20 protein-coding genes are annotated in these 20,261 nt (G+C 36.5%); 8 read left to right on the top strand and 12 right to left on the bottom strand.

Annotation, left to right across the window (positions count from 1 at the left end; translation table 11 throughout):
- Positions 1–279 precede the first annotated feature (279 nt).
- From H592_RS0120295 to H592_RS0120275, 5 genes are all read right to left on the bottom strand, one after another.
- Positions 280–621 carry a DUF3316 domain-containing protein gene (locus H592_RS0120295; RefSeq protein WP_028870376.1) on the bottom strand — a complete coding sequence of 114 codons (342 nt, stop codon included), beginning with the start codon at positions 619–621 and terminating at the stop codon, positions 280–282.
- A 1,460-nt stretch (positions 622–2,081) separates the two neighbouring features.
- Positions 2,082–2,432 (bottom strand): DUF3316 domain-containing protein, encoded by a 351-nt coding sequence (locus H592_RS0120290; RefSeq protein ID WP_028870375.1) that lies wholly within the window; start codon positions 2,430–2,432, stop codon positions 2,082–2,084.
- A gap of 115 nt (positions 2,433–2,547) precedes the next feature.
- Positions 2,548–2,889 carry a DUF3316 domain-containing protein gene (locus tag H592_RS0120285; RefSeq protein WP_028870374.1) on the bottom strand — a complete coding sequence of 114 codons (342 nt, stop codon included), beginning with the start codon at positions 2,887–2,889 and terminating at the stop codon, positions 2,548–2,550.
- A gap of 743 nt (positions 2,890–3,632) precedes the next feature.
- Positions 3,633–4,349 (bottom strand): 3'-5' exonuclease, encoded by a 717-nt coding sequence (locus H592_RS0120280; protein WP_028870373.1) that lies wholly within the window; start codon positions 4,347–4,349, stop codon positions 3,633–3,635.
- A gap of 9 nt (positions 4,350–4,358) precedes the next feature.
- Entirely contained in the window at positions 4,359–6,233 is a 1,875-nt protein-coding gene (locus H592_RS0120275; RefSeq protein ID WP_028870372.1) for a putative nucleotidyltransferase substrate binding domain-containing protein, read from the bottom strand.
- A 527-nt stretch (positions 6,234–6,760) separates the two neighbouring features.
- Here H592_RS0120275 and H592_RS23015 point away from each other — a divergent pair.
- From H592_RS23015 to H592_RS0120255, 4 genes are all read left to right on the top strand, one after another.
- On the top strand, positions 6,761–7,570 hold the full coding sequence (locus H592_RS23015) for a CDP-alcohol phosphatidyltransferase family protein (protein WP_084296355.1): 810 nt from the start codon (positions 6,761–6,763) through the stop codon (positions 7,568–7,570).
- Positions 7,563–8,495, top strand: coding sequence for a phosphatidate cytidylyltransferase (locus H592_RS0120265; RefSeq protein ID WP_028870371.1), 933 nt, complete (start codon positions 7,563–7,565; stop codon positions 8,493–8,495). Before H592_RS23015 ends, H592_RS0120265 begins: the two co-directional genes overlap by 8 nt.
- Positions 8,496–8,588: 93 nt before the next feature.
- Entirely contained in the window at positions 8,589–9,248 is a 660-nt protein-coding gene (locus H592_RS0120260; protein WP_028870370.1) for a lysophospholipid acyltransferase family protein, read from the top strand.
- 200 nt (positions 9,249–9,448) lie between these two features.
- Positions 9,449–10,390, top strand: coding sequence for a LysR family transcriptional regulator (locus H592_RS0120255; protein ID WP_245600461.1), 942 nt, complete (start codon positions 9,449–9,451; stop codon positions 10,388–10,390).
- Positions 10,391–10,565: 175 nt separating this feature from the next.
- Here H592_RS0120255 and H592_RS23010 read toward each other — a convergent pair whose 3' ends face one another.
- The 4 genes from H592_RS23010 to H592_RS0120235 all read right to left on the bottom strand — a co-directional run bounded on the left by H592_RS23010 (position 10,566) and on the right by H592_RS0120235 (position 13,702).
- A complete protein-coding gene (locus H592_RS23010; RefSeq protein ID WP_037072386.1) occupies positions 10,566–10,748 on the bottom strand; it encodes a DUF3316 domain-containing protein in 183 nt (60 codons plus the stop codon).
- A gap of 810 nt (positions 10,749–11,558) precedes the next feature.
- On the bottom strand, positions 11,559–11,900 hold the full coding sequence (locus H592_RS24980; protein WP_028870368.1) for a DUF202 domain-containing protein: 342 nt from the start codon (positions 11,898–11,900) through the stop codon (positions 11,559–11,561).
- Entirely contained in the window at positions 11,897–12,241 is a 345-nt protein-coding gene (locus H592_RS0120240) for a YidH family protein (RefSeq protein ID WP_028870367.1), read from the bottom strand. Before H592_RS0120240 ends, H592_RS24980 begins: the two co-directional genes overlap by 4 nt.
- A 135-nt stretch (positions 12,242–12,376) precedes the next feature.
- Positions 12,377–13,702 (bottom strand): sulfatase family protein, encoded by a 1,326-nt coding sequence (locus H592_RS0120235; protein WP_028870366.1) that lies wholly within the window; start codon positions 13,700–13,702, stop codon positions 12,377–12,379.
- Between the two features lie 305 nt (positions 13,703–14,007).
- Between H592_RS0120235 and H592_RS0120230 the strand changes: the two genes are divergently transcribed.
- Genes H592_RS0120230 through H592_RS0120220 form a run of 3 tightly spaced genes read left to right on the top strand, consistent with a single transcriptional unit; the run spans position 14,008 to position 16,960 of the window.
- Positions 14,008–14,964, top strand: coding sequence for a tripartite tricarboxylate transporter substrate binding protein (locus H592_RS0120230; protein ID WP_028870365.1), 957 nt, complete (start codon positions 14,008–14,010; stop codon positions 14,962–14,964).
- Between the two features lie 16 nt (positions 14,965–14,980).
- On the top strand, positions 14,981–15,433 hold the full coding sequence (locus H592_RS23455) for a tripartite tricarboxylate transporter TctB family protein (protein ID WP_028870364.1): 453 nt from the start codon (positions 14,981–14,983) through the stop codon (positions 15,431–15,433).
- A gap of 9 nt (positions 15,434–15,442) precedes the next feature.
- The gene (locus tag H592_RS0120220; protein ID WP_037072383.1) at positions 15,443–16,960 is read left to right on the top strand and encodes a tripartite tricarboxylate transporter permease; all 1,518 of its coding nucleotides are present in this window, start codon (positions 15,443–15,445) and stop codon (positions 16,958–16,960) included.
- A 130-nt stretch (positions 16,961–17,090) separates the two neighbouring features.
- Here H592_RS0120220 and araC read toward each other — a convergent pair whose 3' ends face one another.
- Complete coding sequence (gene araC, locus H592_RS0120215) at positions 17,091–17,927, bottom strand: arabinose operon transcriptional regulator AraC (RefSeq protein WP_028870362.1); 837 nt, start codon at positions 17,925–17,927, stop codon at positions 17,091–17,093.
- Between the two features lie 161 nt (positions 17,928–18,088).
- Entirely contained in the window at positions 18,089–18,829 is a 741-nt protein-coding gene (locus H592_RS0120210; RefSeq protein WP_028870361.1) for a metal-dependent hydrolase, read from the bottom strand.
- Between the two features lie 293 nt (positions 18,830–19,122).
- On the opposite strand from H592_RS0120210, the gene H592_RS0120205 reads away from it, so the two are divergent.
- The gene (locus H592_RS0120205) at positions 19,123–19,740 is read left to right on the top strand and encodes an alpha-ketoglutarate-dependent dioxygenase AlkB family protein (protein WP_028870360.1); all 618 of its coding nucleotides are present in this window, start codon (positions 19,123–19,125) and stop codon (positions 19,738–19,740) included.
- A 93-nt stretch (positions 19,741–19,833) separates the two neighbouring features.
- Here H592_RS0120205 and arfA read toward each other — a convergent pair whose 3' ends face one another.
- Positions 19,834–20,073, bottom strand: coding sequence for an alternative ribosome rescue factor ArfA (gene arfA / locus H592_RS0120200; RefSeq protein ID WP_028870359.1), 240 nt, complete (start codon positions 20,071–20,073; stop codon positions 19,834–19,836).
- Positions 20,074–20,261 lie beyond the last annotated feature (188 nt).

Raw genomic sequence — 20,261 nt, 5'->3', positions numbered from 1 at the left:
GCTGCTTTATCTGTGAAGGCATCAGTGCTGAATGTTTTGTCTGAATGCACAACTTGTGATGCTGCAAAAACGCTTGAACTGATTAATAATGTTGCTGCTAGTGCTGATACTGTGGTTAATTTTTTCATTGTAGTGCCCCTAATAATTTGTTTATAAGCTATCTATTTATAAGCTTTATGTTGTTGTCGCTACCTATTGGCGTTCGCGACTTACGCTATGTTCTATTCTTTGTTTTTTTCGTGCTTTTTTGTTTCTATTTTTTACATTACCAAGCGCTGATTAGTTATCGCTTCTTAATGCTTTGTAGTTGTAATCTACATTGACAATAGCGCGGTATTCTACTTGTCCACGTGTTTGTGCAAATTCTTCAATTGATACGCGAGTATCTTTAATTTTTAAGTCTTTAGTTGGTGTTGTAGAGATAAGAACCAACTCGTGACGTAATTTGTTTTCAGGTAACTGTTTAAGTTGGTTTACATAATTAAAACCGGCTTCATAAGCTGCTGCTTTATTTGTGAATGCATCAGTGCTGAAGTTTTTGTCAGAATGAACGACTTGTGTACCAGCAAAAACGCTTGAGCTGATAAGTAGAGTTGCTGCTAGAGTTGTTAATTTTTTCATTTTGAATACCTTAAATAATTTGTTGATACATATTTGTATTGAATGAGTGGTTAATGCGTTACCGCTGTTTCCTCACTCGATGTAGCTATTATGCCTATCATTTATGTGACCGTCATCACTCTATTTTTCCATTCATTGTGGCTTTTTTGTCACCAATCGAATTTAGAATGAAAAAAGCTAAGTGATTGTTCACCGTTTTACCTTGTTGTTTATTTACCTGTGACGTGGGCTTGTTTCTTCTTGCTCACTCACATTAACAAGGTTTGAATCAGCCAACTCCTTTGCGTCATCTTGTTTTAATACACACTCACTTCAAAAGACCTACTTAGTGGGAAATAAATTTCCTTTATTGCAAATATTTTTTGCAAACCGTGTATTTATTCATCTGTTATCACCTGACAACAACGGTTAAGTTTTATCCCTTATCGGTCGTTGCTGAGGAAGATAATAGTCTTCCTGGGGTTAATAGCAGGTTAAGAAATGACAAATAATTGAATTAATTTATCCATCCTAAAAGTGGTGATACGGATGAGAAGAAGAAAAGGTTCACTTTGCGGTGATAAGAGTTAACCCTAGTTATAATAGCGCCTAGGTAGGTTTTTTGTGATGAATAGGAGGGGATAAAAATATTTTAAAAGTGAGGTTAAGCAATTAAAAGAGGGGAAATGTCTTCTTTTTATCAAACATTAAATCAATGAGAGCAATGCTTGTAAGCGTATTACGTGGTAAAAGATTTAAATAAAAAATCGAAGCTTATTTATTACATCTTTATTATATTTTTATTGCATTTTTATTGTAAGCTAAATTAGCCAACAAGGTTAAATAAGGTGTTAAGCTTACATGTGAAAATAAAAAATAGTGTAAATAAAGTTAAATAACTCTTGTAGAAATGACTTAACATATGCGTTTTTTGTAGTTAATAAGTAGAGTTATGTTATTAAAAAAAACATTAAAAAATGAAACTTATTTATTGAGTGTGAAGATTTTTTCAGGCTATACTTTCTACAATAGAAAGTAGGTTAATCGTTAGAAGGTAGCCTAATGGTGTCCATACGTCACCATTGGTAAGTGGCCAGAAAAAAGCCAATAATTCCGAGTTAATCGTCAATATTTTGCTAAGTTCATTACTATATTCATTACTAAATTAAATGCTAGATTGACTGTCTGAGGGAAACTGCTTTATCGTTGATACTGGTGGTTATAATTGAGTAGTAATAGTTGAGTAGTAATAATTGAGAAGTAGATTAATACAGTTAATTCTTTATCGAGTCATTAGGTTAAAACGGCTAGTCTGGAGGTTCGAGTTAACGACTGAATAATGTATATTGCTTGCTAACGAATATAAATATAGTTAAATAAGAAATGAAATAAAATTGCTGCCCACTAACAAACTGGCTAAGAAAGTAGATAAGCAGCAATGTTGGTCATGGTTAGTGTCTATTTAAAACATTAAACCAAGCTTAGTTTTGTTTTTTTATTGTGGTGTAGTGGTAATCCACATCAACTACAGCACGATAAACAACTTGATCACGCGTTTGAGCAAACTCTTTAATCGTGACTTTTGATTTATCAATAGTCAGATCTTGTGCTGGCGAATTACTGATCACTGTTAACGCGTGGCGTAATTCGTTCGCTGGCAATTTTTTGAGTCCATCAAGGTAGTCAAAACCTGCATCATAAGCTGCTGTTTTATTTGTGTACGCATCAGTGCTGAATGTTTTGTCTGAATGAACAACTTGTGTTGCTGCAAAAACACTTGAACTAACTAATAGTGCTGCTGCTACTGCTGTTAATGTTGTAAAATTTTTCATGTTTATGCCCTTAATAATATTATTTATAAGATATATGTTGTCGCTACCTATTGGCGTTCACGACTTGTTTGTGTTTTTCTTTGTTAATTCTGTTCTTTGTACTGCTAAGCGTCGATTAATTGTCATTTTTTTTCGTGGTGTAGTTGTAATCAACATTCACTATTGCGCGGTAAGCAATTTGTCCGCGAGTTTGCGCAAATTCTTCAATTGATACGTTAGTGTTGTTAATTTTAATGTCTTTAGTTGGTGTGGTAGAAATAAGGACCAATTCATGACTTAATTTGTTTTCAGGTAACTGTTTAAGTTGATCAACATAATCAAAACCTGCTTCGTAAGCCGATGCTTTATCTGTAAATGCATCAGTACTGAAATTTTTATCAGAATGTATTATTTGCGTGCTTGCAAAAACACTTGAGCTAATGAGTAAAGTTGCTACTAGAATTGTGAAGTTTTTCATTTTTAATGCCTTAAATAATTGGTTCAGTTCTTGTTAATGAGTTGTTTGAGTTGAATGAGTTATTAATGTGTTACCGCTACCGCTACCGTCTCACTCGATATAGCTATTATGCGCTTCATTTGTGTGATCTTCATCACCTTTTATTTCCATTCATTATGGATTTTTTGGTCATTAATCGAATGTTAAATGACCAGGTTTACTCAGCATTCAACTTGAATTAAAAGAGCATAAGTATGTAGCGGCAAAGTAGCCTGCAATGCCATTTTTAAAGATTGGCCATTTAGGTTGTAAGCACATATTTTTAAAATATTGACAGCGGGTTCACGTAGTGAACTGATTGAAAGTTAATCATATTTTTCTAGTCTGGATATTCGAGCAGGTGGCGAAATAATGCAGCTGATTAATAGCGGCTATAAGCATAAAGATGAAGAGCTAATGGTTAAATTAAGTTTTTAGCGGTCAGTCGTCAGCCATTAGCTATTAGCTATTACCCTAAAGTGACAGAAATAAAGATGTTTCTGCGCGGTTTATTCGGGGGAGTCTAATTTGAAAATTCTGTTTACAAAATAAAGTTGCGTGGTGACCGTCGATAAGGATTAGCTATTTGAGCGGTATAAAGTTTAAAAGTTGAAAGGACTTGCTAGCAATAGATCGCATTATTGTTAGCAAGTAACGGTTATAGCTTTTGTCATTCTATTGCTTTTTCATTAAATAGCTTCAGCCACTCTGCAACCATTTTCATATTATAACCACAAATCCTTAATAGGTGTGTCAGGGCTAAAATGATACCCCACTTGCGCCTGTAGCAACTCCGCAGTAGCAATTGCATCGGTTAAGGCGTCATGTGGTTGATAAGTAGGTAAATTATAGCGCTTTCGACTTTGCCCTAGGCGAATCGAGGCTGGCTTTTTGCCACGTAATCTATTTAAAAATCCAGCTGCTAGTTTTCTTTGAATGTTAGATTCTATTTGCATAGTATCAACTACAGGGAAAACAATGCCTTCTTTAAAAAGCGCACGTAAATGCAAATCTAAGAAAGGGCGCTCGATATTACGGTAATGAACCACTACTACTTTACCCGCTAACTGCTCAAGTAACTGATCTAGAATACGCCTTAAGTCCGGTGCACCTTTTAAATCTGAATGGGTGATCCCATGAATAATAATAGAGTCTTCTTGTAACTTATCTTTAGGGTTAATAAACCAACTTTTAGCTTGATTACAATAAATGCGTTTTAAGGTAAAAGGTACTAAACCAATACTAATAATGCTATTTTTTTTAGGATCTAATCCTGTAGTTTCAAAATCTAAAGCAACAAATTCAATGTCTTGAAGTTTTGTATCGTCATGATATGTGCCCACATCATAAAACTTCTTGAGACGTTCATCCTTGCTTAACTGGGCTTTTAACTTTAAAAAAGCAGACCAGTTTAAGACCTCTTTGTTAATAAAATTATACATAGACGATCCTTAAAGAGTGGCACTATAACGATATTTTAAGAAATTTTGCGCGTTACTTAATACTAAAAACGCATCCTTTAAATTTCGTCTTTCAAAATCAGACATATTTTCAGGTTCAATATTATTATCAGGCTCAATATCCGATTCAATATCTAATGCTTGGTGACGTAATCTTACTAACGAAATAAGCTCCATGGCATGCTGTAAATCTTCACCTTTAGATTTAGGTAAAATGCCTGCTTCAATAATATCTTCCAAACGGTCAAAGGAGTTTTGAGATTGAGAACCAATGGCTAACGCATGCACACGAATTAAGTCTGCAAGTGGTGCTGTTCCGCGACGTTTTAAGTTGATGGAATTATTATGACGACCATCACTTTCCATCACAAAATCTTTAAAGAAACCCAGAGGTGGTTTTCTATTCAGCGCATTACGGGCCAAACAAGCCAAGAAACGATTGTTCTTTTTGGCGCGACGTAAAATAAAGGCATTTAAATGCTCAGCCCATTTTATGCGTCCATAAACACCGGTTAAATCAAAGAAAATATTACAATTTAATAACGCTTTCGGATTTGGATTATCAATCCAACTAGCAAAGCATTCTTCCCATTCGATTTGCGTTTTACGAAACTCTGGATTGGTGGCCATAATATCACCGGTACAATAAATGTAACCGCAGGCCGCTAAACCATCGCAAACAAAGTGCGATAATTTCTCAAAATATTCACCGTGTACTGCTGGGTCATAACTATTATCAAGAATAATGGCATTATCTTGATCGGTTACCATCAATTGTTCATCACGGGCCATTGAACCCAATGCTAAGAAGCAAAATGGAATAGGGGCCGGGCCAAACTCCTCTTCCGCCAATTCTAATAAACGTTGTTTAAAGCTACGTCCAATCTCTGACATCGCACGCCCAACCATGTGCGAGTTCGCATCTTCGTTCACCATACGGACAAAACAATCTTTCAACTGTTTTGATAATAGAGCAAGATCTTCAGGGCTTTGTTGCTGGAAAATGCTACTAACAAACAACAAACTATTTTGAGATTCATAGCGAATAATGTCAGACACTTCAATTAAGCCAATCGGTTTTTTATTTTTAAGCACAGGTAAATGATGCACGTTGTTGCGTAGCATGATCAACATGGCTTCAAAAATATAGGCATTATGATCTAAAGAAATCAGTTCTGTAGACATGACCTCAGAAACGGGGCTATCAATACTTAAGCCTGCAGCAATCACTTTTGCACATAAATCATGTTCGGAAATTAAACCCACTAGGTTATTTCCTTCACTGTCATCGAGGCTCGGGTCATTAATTAAAGCGGCGGATTGATATTCTTCTGCCATCATTTGTGCAACCGCTTGCACACTGGTATCAATCGGAACAATCAAAGGTTCGCGTGTAATTAATTTTTTTACTTTTGAAGTGGTAAGCGCATTGGCATCATCACTATTACTTTCTACCGCTTGTTTTAAACGAGTACTATCTTCTGCTTCTACGAAATCAGCAAAGGATTCAAAACGCTCACATAAATCATAAAAGATAACCGCTGGAATGCAGTATAAAAGGGTGTCTTTGGTGGTTTTAGCGGGAAAACGTACTTTATTATTGGTGAGTAGCCCCATTTGCCCAAATAATTGCCCTTGGTCTAGACGATTATAGAGATTGCCATTACGACGAAATAATTCAACAATACCGCTGCGGATCATATACAACTCGCTAATCTCATCCTTAAAATCGATGATGGTTGTATTGGCACGGAAATAAGATATTTCAACACTTTGTACCACTTCAGCTAAAGCTTCTTCGGGCAGTTCATCAAAAGGGGCGTATTGACTGATAAAGTCTTTTATTTCTAATAATTCAACGTCCATAGGCTACTCATTATATAGGTGAGGGTTTTGTGCGATATTACACAACTTTTATTGACTATGTTAGCGGCGACTGATCTTTCCTATCTATTTGTTTAAAAAATATCTTAGCAAATGAAATAGCTATAATTGATCGAGCCTATAACGCTTATAAATTGTTCATAATGAAGTGGTTAATGACGATTAATTCAATGCTTAGGTAAATCTATCAGTATTAGAAGGCGCACTAAATATTAACTTTATGTTATATAAACCTAGGTTGTCTTAACCAGTAATTTAAAGCACTATATTGTTCTCGTATGTGCACCTTAAATATCACACTAAAATAATACTTTAATGGCCTGTTTTTTTTCATTGCTATGACCATGATAAGGGTAATGTAGGATTATTAAAGGACGTCCATTTTGCACAGAGTTAAAGGCCACATCGCCTTTGCTCATATTGATTGACTAATAGTGATTGAGTAGTAGCTATTGCTAACAATGGCTATTAATTGCATCACGATTAACTGTTATTAATAAGGAAATATAATGACTGACTCAGAAGCTCGCCGCCCATTAAAAGTGCGTGATTTGACGATTATGAATAAAATAGCGACGGCTTTGAGTAAGCCTAATATTTCACCTAATCAAATATCAATAGCTAGTATCTTTTTTGCACTACTAGCAGGGCTTTGTTTACTTTCGATAGGCGCTGGCGCAACTATCTGGCTGAGTTGGTTAGCTGCTTTATTGGTGCAATGCCGCCTATTATGTAATTTATTTGATGGCATGGTAGCCATGGAAGGGGGAAAATCAACATCATCTGGTGAATTATTTAATGATATTCCAGATAGAATTGCGGATCCCTTGATTTTAGTCTGTGCTGGTTATGCCATTGCTAGCTTGCCATGGGCGATTGAACTCGGGTGGTTAGCCGGACTATTGGCGGTTAAAACGGCTTATGTGCGTGTGTTAGCAACATCTATCGGTGCACCAACTTTATTTACTGGCCCAATGGCAAAACAACATCGAATGGCGGTGATCACCTTTGTCTTGCTATTACTGCCTATCGAAACATCAATATTTGCAACACAAGGATATGTTTTACTCCTTGGCCTATCGATTATCTGTTTCGGTTGTTTACTGACTTTATATAAACGCGCTCGCTCAGCATACCAATATTTAGAATCGCCAGAGCAAAATCAACACACCAAACGTCAGCACACCCATACTCAACACAACAATACTCAACACAACAAGCCTCAAGACAATAATACTCAACACAACAATACTCAACACAATAATCCTGAGCACAATAATCGTCAACGCCATAAGCATGAGGACAATACTGATGTTTAATATACCGACTCACTCTTTTTATATGATGATATTTGTAGTGATCTTACTGGTCACGGGTTCTTTAATTCGTTGGCGTTTGCAGGTAAAAAATCCACAAACAGATTACTTAGAACTAAAACAACGCATTCAATCTTGGTGGTGGATGATTGGCATTTTATTTGGCATTTTATTAGCCCCCACAACCATCTCCATTATCTTTTTTGCGCTGTTGAGCTTTTTAGCGTTAAAAGAATTTTTTTCGATCATGCCCACTCGACAAGCCGATAGACGCATTTTATTATGGGCCTATCTTGCCATTCCATTGCAGTATTATTGGGTTGCTAGCAACTGGTATGGCATGTTTCTTATCTTTATTCCTATCTACGTGTTCTTATTTTTACCAATGCGCGCAGTGTTTATTGGAGAAACCAAAGGCTTCATTCGCTCTTTAGGGACTATTCACTGGGCAGTCATGCTGTCGGTATTATGTGTTAGTCACATTGCTTATTTATTACAACTTCCCGTTAAAAATGAGCAAGCCGGAGCATTGGGATTAGTTTTATTTCTGATTTTTATCACTCAGTTTAACGATGTATGCCAATATATTTGGGGTAAAACCTTAGGTAAACATAAAATAATTCCTAAAGTAAGCCCTAAAAAAACATGGGAAGGATTTATTGGAGGAGTGATAACCGTCACCCTTATCTCTGGTTTTGTTGCGCCTTACTTAACGCCACTAACAATGGTCCAAGGCTTTGTAGCTGGTACATTAATCGCAATCAGCGGATTTGTGGGCGATGTGGTAATTTCGTCGGTTAAACGAGATTTAGCGATTAAAGACAGTGGTACATTAATTCCAGGCCATGGCGGGTTATTGGATCGAATAGATAGCTTGATTTATACGGCGCCATTATTCTTCCACTTCCTCTATTATTTACATTATTAACCGGTATCAGGTGAGGGCATCTCGAATACGTATTACTTTTCATCAAATAAGCGTGCTCGTGAATATCAAAGTAGGATTTAATAAGGATTATTAATGAACCGATTTTTAAAAATATTATTTTTTGCACTATTGGTTAAACCTATGGTCTTGTTGGGTTTAGGTTTAAATGTGTTTTTTAAAGCGAAACTGCCTAAACAGGGACCTGCGATTGTTGTTGCAAACCATAACAGCCATTTAGATACCCTCGTCTTGATGAGCTTATACCCATTAAGTCAAATCCATAAAATAAGACCCGTTGCCGCCGCTGATTATTTTTTAAAAAATAAACTACTGGCTTGGTTTTCATTGAACATTATTGGCATTATTCCAATGCAACGTAAACATATACGCGATACGTCAGTCTTATTTGCACAATGCCATCGTGCATTAGACGACGGAGATATTTTGCTTTTATTTCCAGAAGGTTCTCGTGGTAAGCCAGAACAACTCAGTGATTTAAAGCGTGGCGTACACCACTTAATTAAAAGCAGAGAAACACTAAAAGTAGTACCTGTTATGATGCATGGCTTAGGCAAAGCGTTACCCAAAGGTGAGATGATTTTTGTGCCATTTAACTGTGATGTAGTGGTAGGAGATGCAATCCCATTTAATAGCGATGCAAAATGTTATATTGACTCCGTTAGCGATGCGTTAACTCTGCTATTAACCTTGTGTATGACGCGTCAATCTGTTGTAAAAGACGATTTAGAATAACATTGTTCGTACTCATGATAGTCACCGTAGCAATGAAGCTTAAGATTATTGTTATAACTATCGCCAGACTTTGAATTAACCCAGGATTAAATCCATTATTAATTCAAATTCAATCCAAGATAACCATACACAATCTCATGTTTTAACTTAGCACTATTTATGACTATTTTATCATTTTCAAAAAGGATTTTTTAATGGGAATGTCGACAAGATTAGACTTGTTTATTGATGTTGTTCAACACGGATCCTTCGCAAAAGCCGCTGGAATACGTAATATTGACCGCTCTGCATTATCGAAACAGATAAAGTTATTGGAAGATGACCTAGGGGTGCGTTTATTAAATCGATCAACGCGGTCAGTTTCGCTCACGGATGCTGGCAAGGAGATATTTAAACAAGCTGAAGCAATGAGAGAATTATTGGCTAATACCCAGCGCCTCGCAGATTCCTTTCATTCAGAACCCAAAGGGTTACTGCGTATTACCTGCCCAACGTTATTTGGTAAAATGTATATTCAAAAAGCCGTGGCACTGTTTATGGCCAAGTATCCACAAACTCATATCAAATTAGTATTTGAGGATAAACGCTCGGATATTATTGGTGAGCGGTTTGATATTGCTTTTCGCATCGGACCGGCTCGAGACTCAAACTTAATTGCTCGTAAGTTAGCGGGAGCTAAGTTCGCAATACTGGCCTCTGAAAGTTTTATTAAAACCTACGGTGAACCGAAAACACCTGAAGAACTTATTAAATTACCTGCAATTATCTATGCCAATGGTGAAAATACATTTAATAAATTAACGCTCTCAGAAACACCTGGCAGCGATCAAATGCGTAGTCATAATATGGTCGGGCGTCTCGAGGTCAATGAAATAAGCGTTATCATTGATGCGCTACAAGCTGGATTGGGTTATTCACAACGCGGCTTATTTACTTTAGATAAAAATATTAAAGAACTAGGGTTAGTACCGTTACTCACAAATTATAAACTAGAGACGAGGGATTGGGGTGTTTACGCTGTTTATCCCCACAGAAATCAAACGCCTCTGGTGAAGTTATTTATTGAAATCGTAAAGGAACTAGTCGGCTCTCCGCCGATATGGGATAACTATATTGATAACTTTGATCAAATGTATAAATAGGCTAAAAGTATAAATAGTCGAGAGACATAAACAGACCTGATCTATAAATAATTTGGATGTATATAAAGCAACGTCATAAACAAAAAAAAATGCCGCTAACTATGTAAGTCAACGGCATTTTCGGTGATGAACCTTTTCTTATCGTTATAACGGTAAGTTATAACGATAAACTAAATTAGTTTTGTGTTTTGATTGTAGTGAAGTGGTAATCCACATCAACTACTGCACGGTAAGCTACTTGGTCACGTGTTTGAGCAAACTCTTGGATCGTTACTTTTGATTTATCAATGGTTAAGTCTTGTGCTGGTGAATTGCTGATCACAGTTAGTTCGTCTAGGCAAGCCGTGTATTTATTCATCTGTTATCACCTGACAACAACGGTTAAGTTTTATCCCTTATCGGTCGTTGTTGAGGAAGATAATAGTCTTCCTGAGGTTAATAGCAGGTTAAGAAATGACAAATAATTGAATTAATTTGTCGATCGTAAAAACAGTGATACGGATGAAGTAAACAAAAGGTTCACTTTATAAAGGCACTAATATCAGGTCGTGTGGGCTGGTTTCGTTGGGAGGAGTTAATGGTAGCTATATAGTAGTAGACTTTATATCGACTCAAAGTCTCATCAGTTTTGTATTAATGTCTAATTTTCATAAACGGCTAAGTTCAATCAAATCAACTGTTTCAACTGGTTTATCTCATTAACAATCATTAAAGGAAAAAATGAAAAACAAACAGGATTAATAGGTTTAGCCGTTGTATAAAAACACATAAATTATTTTCAAAAACGGTTTGAAAATCATAACAACCATTAAATTAAAGCCTGTGAGGAGTACAAAAAACAAACAGAAAATACTTATTATCCTGCACAGTAAGTCACTAAACCACACTATAAAACAGATCAATCATTAAGAGTCGGCATAAACAATTATCGATATTTTATGTTCAAGGTAGAGTTCTTAGGTATGTTTAAGAAAGCATTTACTGGTGACCATACGACACCGTTAAATAAATCATGTAAAAATACAGGTTATTGCAATATTAATTCAAAAAATAAGTGTTAGGAGAGAATAAAAAAGAGGGAGTTTAAACTACTGTGTGGGCTATTTTAGCCTTATTATGCAATAAGGCTTTATTAGCTGTACCCATTAATAAACGGTTTAACATTGCATTAAGTTAAGAGTAAGTTATAGAGGCTGATAGCGCTGGATAGGCTAACTAATAATGCACAGAGACCGACCATTAATGAGATGTAGCGTTTTGTCCAAATCGCATTTTTGGTTGTGAGTTCAACATCGAAGGCGAACTGTTGATTACGAGTTAACGATAATATATATAAAGAAATGGTAAAACTGATCAAACTTATTCCACTAATAAAAATGTAACTATGTTCTTGGTTATAACTTAATTTCAGCACAAGCAGGGCGTTAATCAATACAACAAATACAGTCCTAAACCATGACAATGTGGTGCGTTGGGTTTGTAGGCCACTATCTCTTTCGCGAGGTTTCATATAAACAGTAGTAAATAAGCCATGACGAATGAAATGATAAACATGATCAAGCTGATCACATTTAATACCTTGGTATAAGGAAGTTCTGCTTCTTTCCTCATGGCTTTTTCATTTTGGCTCCAACGTCGATAAGCAAAATAAGCCAAACTCGCGGCAAAAATACTTAACAGCAGCACGATTATGTCTCGATACGCTTGTGGTGCCAAGTTAGGTGTTAGTTGATCAATCGCAACGGCAGAGGCTAAAAACGCCAACGCAGTACGTATCCAAGCTAAAAAAGTACGCTCGTTAGCGAGTGTGAAGCGGTAGTCTGGTGATTTCCCGCATTTTTTCCAAGCCATATAATACCCTTTTAAATCTATGTGATATTCATAATCAGTGTCAATAAGTTAATAACTGAAGATGTTAATGCGCAGTGCGCGGTGTTTACATTCTTGTCCTTAAGCATAAAATGAAACACGACTGCGCAATATCGTTTATAAAAATGCTTCAGCTTCTGTTACTGCATATTGTTTAGAATCTACCTCTTCAGCATCTATTATGGTCGGTTCTTCTTGCCCTATCGCTAACATCTGTTTGACTAACCTTTCTCTCATTACCTTAACAACCCGCTGGTGGCTTCTGTACCCTATAATATTATTCAATTCCCATGGATCAGCTTTAATGTCATACAGAAAGTCATCGATAAAGGTGTTATCGGGGAGTTGTCTAATACTGTATTTCCAGCGAGACGTTCTTACGCAACGACCTACATGAGACTCACTGATTTCCGCATAGATATGCTCTCTGAAATTATTGTCAGTTCGATTCACAAGCGGAAGAATAGATTGGCCACTCATGTCATCAGGTACAGGAATCCCACAAGCATCTAATAAAGTAGGAGGAACATCCACCAAGCTAATGTTATTGGGAAGGCGCCCGCCGTGACTAAATTGTGCTCCAGACCATACCATTGGTATTTTTAAAGAAGAGTCATGACATGAGCGTTTATATTCGGTATTTCGTGTTTTGAAATGACAACCGTGATCACTAGTAAATAAAACAATGGTGTTTTCTAATATACCTAAACTTCTGAGGGCATCTTTTACTCTTCCGTAGGCTTCATCTATTCTTTTTACCATTCCATAATAACCCGGTAAATGTTGAGCAGAGGTACCGCCCAGCGCCCTTAAATCAGGTGGCGTCCAAGCATCAATATAACGTGATTGATAGCCTGTTGGAGCAGGGTAATCATCTCTTGTATTTTGCATGTGGGGTTCGAGTAATGACACCATCATAAAGAAGGGTTGATCTTTCTTTTTATCAATGTGTCTAATTGCTAAGTCGATGGTTGCATCGACACGGTAACCGGGCAACCTGACTTCTTTTCCTGTTTCATCAAATAATACAGTTTCATAGGCATCTGAAATAAACTCAAGAATATTAGCTGCACACCATGTTTTATATCCGCCTTGCGGTTCTTTAAACGGGGCGGTATCACAGGCATTAAGGTGCCATTTACCGAAGTAGGCAGTTTCGTAACCTGCATCGTTAAAATGATGAGCAAGTGTTCGTTCAGTGGTTGGTAGCACATCATCATTTGTATTGCAGTTAATCTCTGATGAGTATTTTCCGGTTTGTAAAGCAGCTCGTGCAGGTAAACATACAGGTTGTGGCGTGAATGCATTTTCACAGTGCGTCCCTGTCATCGCATCATAATCAATGTTTGGAGTGAGATTTAATGGGTTACCGTGAACACCTAATGTGTCTGCTCGTTGTTGGTCAGTAAAAAAGATCAAAACATTTTTTTTATTTTTAGCCATTTTATCACTCCTTATTTAAATTAGATTTTGTTTTGGGATAGTATTCCCTACGCTTTAAATATGGACAATACTACTGAGTTGTTCATGTGATCAAGTTCTCGATTGATATTATTTTGTAACTATATATTAAATAAATTTGATCTTAATCGCACTATTATTTTAATTAAAGCTTAATATTTAACGAGTTTGAAGCAGTTTGTTAACAATTTGATTGCAAGTTATTAACAATTATACTTAAAAGTAGTTAGTTAGTTATTATTACATTTTAATGAAGTGATATGGACAATAATATTAAGAGGTGCACGATGAAGCAATGTATTAAGAAGATCACCACATTTATTTCGTTAGGGTTGTTTGCCTTTTCGGTTCAGGCTAAAGCTGATGATTGGCCACAAAAACCAATTACAACGGTTGTACCTTGGGCTGTAGGGGGACTAGCTGATCAAGTTAATCGAGCAATGGCTCAATTTGGTGCTGATGAGTTCGGCCAACCTATTATTCCAACTAATCGATTAGGTGCCGGTGGGGTGGTAGCGCTCACGGAATATCTTCGTGAAAGACCGAACACCACTAAAATAATTTATGGTAGTGAAGGTAATTTTTCAATTAGTCCAAAAACCAATAAAGTCGCTTATAAATGGGAAGACTTTACGCCTATTATGAATATTTATACTTCGTCTTTTGTATTAGTTGCTACTCCTGATTCTGGTATTAAATCCTTTGAAGATCTAAAAAATTACGGTGCTGAGAAAAAGGTGTTATTTGGTGTTAATGGCCTTAATGGTACTGAGTTTCTAATTATTTCTGCTTTGTTATCTGAAATGGGCATTGATTATGAAGCTGTTGGTTTTAATGGTGCAAATGAAGCGATGAACGCAACGATTGCGGGTGATGTTGTTCTCGCGGTAACGCATGCTTCATTAGCCAAAGAGTATGTTAAAGCTAACAAGTTGGAAGCGCTGGTCGTTTTTGATGAAAAACCCTTAAAAACAGATGTCTATGATTTACCTCCTGTGACTGAATATGGTTACGATACTTGGATAGTTAATCGGATGATGATGCTGACTCGTAAAGGTACCGATCCTACTTTAGTGAATAGTATTCGAGCACATTTTTTAAATATTCTAAATAATCCTGAGTTTATAGCGATTGCTGATAATTTAGGTGTGAATATCGATCCTGTTGATGGTGATGCATTAAATGAACATGTCATGACAACCATTGATAAAGTAGAACGTTTTTGGGAAATGGCTAAAAAATAGTTAGAGGAGTGTAGAGATGAAAATGACGTCCAATATCTTAGGTGGCCTTTTATTTGTGGGGATATCTTTATTTATTCTATTAGTGATACCCGATCAGGTACAAGCGAGTAGTCAAGTAGGGATAAATGCACAATCCTTTCCTCGTTGGATCGCCACCTTGATGTTGGTCTGCAGTGTTTTCCTGCTCGTTAATGAAGTCAGACTGCAAAGAAAAAACGGCTCTATTAACATCTCGGCGTTTAATGTTGATTTTAAAAAAGAAATTAGAGCCGTTTTATTTATTGTATTGATTGTCGCTTATGCATTGGCGACTCCCTTTATTGGTTTTTTGTTTGCTTCCATGGCGTTTAGCGCGCTGGCATTACTCTTCTTCAACATTACTAATATTAAATTTTATATATTCTTAATGGTTTGTTGTGTGGTTGTGCATTACGTTTTTAAATTTTTATTGCTCGTGCAACTGCCTTAGGGAGTTAAGATGGATAATTTATTTATAGAAGGCTTTATCGCTTTTTTCACCGTTTCAAGCTTTGTTTATCTTAATCTTGGGTTGTTATTGGGATTAGTGTTTGGCTCTATTCCTGGTTTAACAGTGATGCTGTGTTTAGTTTTGTTTATGCCGTTCACTTATACGATGGATGCTATTGCTTCATTTATGTTTTTGTTGGGGATCTATTGTTCAGGCAGTTATGGCGGTTCAATTTCTGCGATATTAATAAAAACACCGGGTACGCCTCATGCTGCGGCCACTATGCTAGATGGTTACCCTTTAGCACGTTCAGGCAAACCTAAAAAAGCATTGTTAACAGCGCTGTATGCTTCTGGTTTCGGGGGAATATTTAGTGCATTAGTATTGTTATTTGCAGCCCCATTAGTGGCTAAAATAGCACTTAATTTTGGACCTCCAGAGTATTTCATTTTATGTGTTTTTGGTTTGCTTATTATCTCGGGGGTCAGTAGTGGTAATTTACTCAAAGGCATTATTGCTGGTTGTTTAGGTTTATTATTATCTACCGTTGGTATGGATAGTATTAGTGGCGTATTTAGGTTTACCTTTGATGACTTTAACCTTTATGGTGGGTTAAATTTAGTGATTGTTCTGATTGGTTTATTTGCTATATCTGAAACCATTTCCAATGCAAGTAAGTACAGTAAAACGGTGAAATATGCATCGATAAAAACAGATGACAATAAAGATGATGTATTACCATTAAAAGAATTCTTTAGCTCTTACCTCACGCTCTTACGTTCATCTGTTATTGGTACTGTGATAGGTTGTATACCGGGAACAGGTGCCTCGATGGCTTCATTTTTAAGTTACGATACCGCAAGAAGAAACTCTAAAAACAAAGCCGCCTTTGGTAAAGGATCTGAAGAGGGGATTGCGGCGGCTGAGTCTGCCAATAATGCAGTTACAGGCGCTACGTTGATTCCTTTGTTAACACTGGGGATCCCGGGAGATGCTGCTGTTGCTATCTTATTGGGAACACTCATGATTAATGGACTCACACCGGGGCCTAATTTATTTCAGGAGCATGGAGTAGAAGTTTATGCGGTGATGATTGGTTTGATTGTTATTAATATATTTATGCTAATACAAGGGCGTTTATTGATGCCTTTCTTTGCCAAGATCACTAAAGTTGATTTCTCTCTATTAACACCTTTAATCGTGATATTTTGTTTTGCTGGTACCTTTTCAATCAACAATACGATGTACGATATCTTTGTCGCGATTATTTTTGGTGTTGTTGCTTATGTACTAATTAAACTTGATTTCTCGCCTATTCCTATTTTATTGGGGTTAGTGTTAGGTAATCTAACGGAAATGAATTTAAGAAGAACGGTGACAATGGCACAAGGAGACTGGTTTTTTGTTTTATCTAGACCTGCTTCTTTAGCGTTAATCGCCATATTTGTTTCACTTTTAGTTTGGTTTGCTTATTCTCGTTTACGTCAGAGAAGTTTGGCAAGTAAAACCGAGGAACAAATAGCATAAAACCTAATAGCCATTAACGGACATTAGTCATGCACATGATGCAATGGTAACGAGCTAATGGTATTGATTTAGTAATGGTGAGAATCTAAGAATGCTAATGCAAAGTATTAAAGAAAAACGGCTAATTTAGTTAGCCGTTTTCTTTTTTGAATTGATTGGGGCTTAAGCCAACGAATCGTTTAAATACCCTAGAAAAGTATAACGGGTCACTGTATCCGACTAATTTTGAAATATCAGCGATTGAATCACCGGTATTAACGAGCATGTTTTTAGCACAAGATATACGCTGTTCATCTCGCCATTTTAGAATGCTGACATGGACTTGTGTTTTAAAAAGATTCATCAGCCTAGATTCAGATAAACCTACCTGTTCTGCCAAATATTCAATGCTGAAGTCTTTGTCTAAGTTACGAGACATTATATCGATCACTTCTAATACGCGTTGGTCGTAACGTTCTCCGCAGATACTCGGTTGCAATGATTTACAGATAATAATTAATTTTTCTAACCCTGCATACGCTAGTTCTGTACTTAATGGTAAATCACTTTTTATGTTTTTTTCAATACGAATAAAACAGCTATTAATGACATCAATGTCTTTTTGGTTAAGGATATGCGAGGTGTAAGTATCACCTATCATTTTATCCCATGACAACCACTGCTCCCAATGTGCTCTAGGTCTGAAGTAAACCCAGCGTCTTTCCCATGATTCAAATAGTGGATTGCGTGAATAATAATGAGGAACACCGGGCGGAATTAATAGAATGTCATTCTCTTCAACAACAAATGTTTCGCCTTCACAAACGATAACACCACTACCTTTTGTGGTGATGTTTAAGGTGAAACCTTTCATGCCATTAGGTCTATTAACTAAAAAGTCAGTTTCATTATCTAACTCGCTATAGGTTCGGCCTGACATTAAATCACTGCCAAATTCATAACCTGGTTTTGATGGGTCAGTTTCCACATTAAATCCTTCTTTTGATCAGTTACTAGTATACACTTTTACAACCTACAGCCGTTATTTGATAGATCTCAAATACATGTTTTTTCAAGGAGTTGTTTTACATTAAAACAAAAATAATAAAACGATACGTTTATATTTTGCTAACCTTTATGTCGTTGAAATTATTTGCTATTGGCCATCTCTGAATAAGGGCTCAATTTTAATTTCGACCAGTCGCTTAATGTATTGATAGTTTGGTCGGGAGAAGGGGCTGTATAGGCTAATGCCGCAATCGAAAGTACCTTTACTAACGTTAAGCTTTTGTTTTTAAAATCAGCAAGTTTCAGTGCAGATCCAAATGAACGTTTGATGGTGACGTTACTTAAATCGACACTATAGAGTTCGTCTAATGTTAAGTGAATAACTCCTCCCAGAAAAACAAACCCACCGGAAAGCCAAGCAATGATCACTGTCTGTTCTGATGTTTGTGGAGCTAATCGCCATATAATTTGCGTTGTAAATAGTGCAATCAATAAAACAAATGACAATGAATGACAACTTCCTCTATGTACGGTTATTTTTTCAAAAATAGGTCTGACTAAGTATCGCATCAATGCGTACACCAAGAGGGGTAACGCAATCAGTTCAAGTAAACTTAATTGTTGAAACTCTACAAAGCTGATCATGTCACTGCTCACGTACCGGAGGACGATTAAGACCGCACTGAATGCAAACAGATTGAAGATGATATCCAATGATGTGGAATTGTCTGAGTCTATATCGGGTAATAACCCGCCAATGGTGCCTAAAAACCATAGACCAAGTGCGGTATTGAGATTGATATGTTCGGCTGATAAAAGCGTTGCTGCTGCAAGGCCGGTTGCCACTGCTGCGACATTAAAATGCGTATTAAAATTTGCCATTATTTTCTTCTGTAGAATATTTTAAGCGCATTCTAACAACTGTGGTCACGTTTAAAAATGAATATTTCTACTTAAATAACAGAATCTTAAACGCTTAAACTTTAATAAGGTTGTGTTACTTTTGTTCAATGCTGTTATTTTTAAAGCCAACCTTGAACAACCTAGCTTGGTAACGCTCACTTCGATTTAAGCCGTTAATTTTTGAAGTGTGAGGAATATTTGTTATAAAGTCCGTATTCTTTTCTACTCTTTTAAATGTTTTTTTCACTTTACTATGGGAAGCCTGAAGCTAAATGACGTTATCACTATTTGAAGATGAACCGCCTATTGACCTGATTAATAATGATGGAGTGGTGGCCTGTTGGCAGCAATTGTTAACGGAAGATGAAGCTTCTGCGTTATTTGATGAGTTATTAAATGCCGCCATTTGGCGACAAGAATCAATCACTGTTTATGAACAACGTCATTTACAACCCCGTTTGACGGCTTGGTATGGTGACTATGGTGTGAGTGCTGATGGTGGTTATCAGAAGTTATATCAAACGGTGGAGTTTACTGCGCGTTTGTTGTCATTAAAAAGCCAGATAGAAGCCGTGACCGGTTATCGTTTTAATTGTGTATTGGCAAATTTGTATCGTGATGGACAAGATTCGGTGGGATACCATGCTGATAATGAAAAAATATTAGGGGTAAACCCTGTGATTGCTTCTTATAGTTTGGGGGCTACACGTCGGTTTTTATTAAAACATAATCAAGATAAGTTACAAAAGGTGGCCTGTGAACTGCAACATAATAGTTTGTTATTAATGCATGGCGAGCTACAGCATCATTGGCAACATTGCATTACTAAAACTCAACGCAATGTTGCACCACGCATTAATTTAACCTTTAGGCTGATTAAACCACTTTAGCAGCTATTAGTAGATGCAATCAGGCTAGTACCTTTTAAATTCAATGTAAAAAGTGTTATCAGATAATGACTAAAGCGATCAATGTTTCATTGCTTAAGCTGCTATTTGATAAGACTCTTTACTCGCATGTTTCGCTTTACGGTTAAATGAACCTTTGCCTTTTTTCGCTTGAACGACTCTCATACTAAAAATCTTACTGGTCACTAATGCGCCCATTGCTGAGTGATTAATGGTGCCACGACCAAGCTCGGTTTGTTTTTGTGTTTTTGCTGAGGTTTGGTTTACATCTAGGCTTGATGCCTGTGCTTTTAATCCTTTGTTACGTTTTGCCATTAGTTGTCTTCTCCTTTGAAGTGCGGCGATGTAGTACTTTTACGCTCAGTGATATTAATTGCAATAGTAAAATTAACAATATTTATTATTTGCTTCAATCGTGCTGAGATAAAAGGGCTGTAGTGGTTCATTTTAATGGGCTGATGATGCTAACGACTTTTATTGTTAAGTAGTTAGTTTATTGTTAA

Origin of the sequence: Psychromonas arctica DSM 14288 (assembly GCF_000482725.1) — a bacterium.
In the GTDB taxonomy this organism is placed as follows: domain Bacteria; phylum Pseudomonadota; class Gammaproteobacteria; order Enterobacterales; family Psychromonadaceae; genus Psychromonas; species Psychromonas arctica.
Note: the sequence above shows the minus strand (reverse complement) of the source record. Positions and strands in the feature narration are given on the sequence as shown.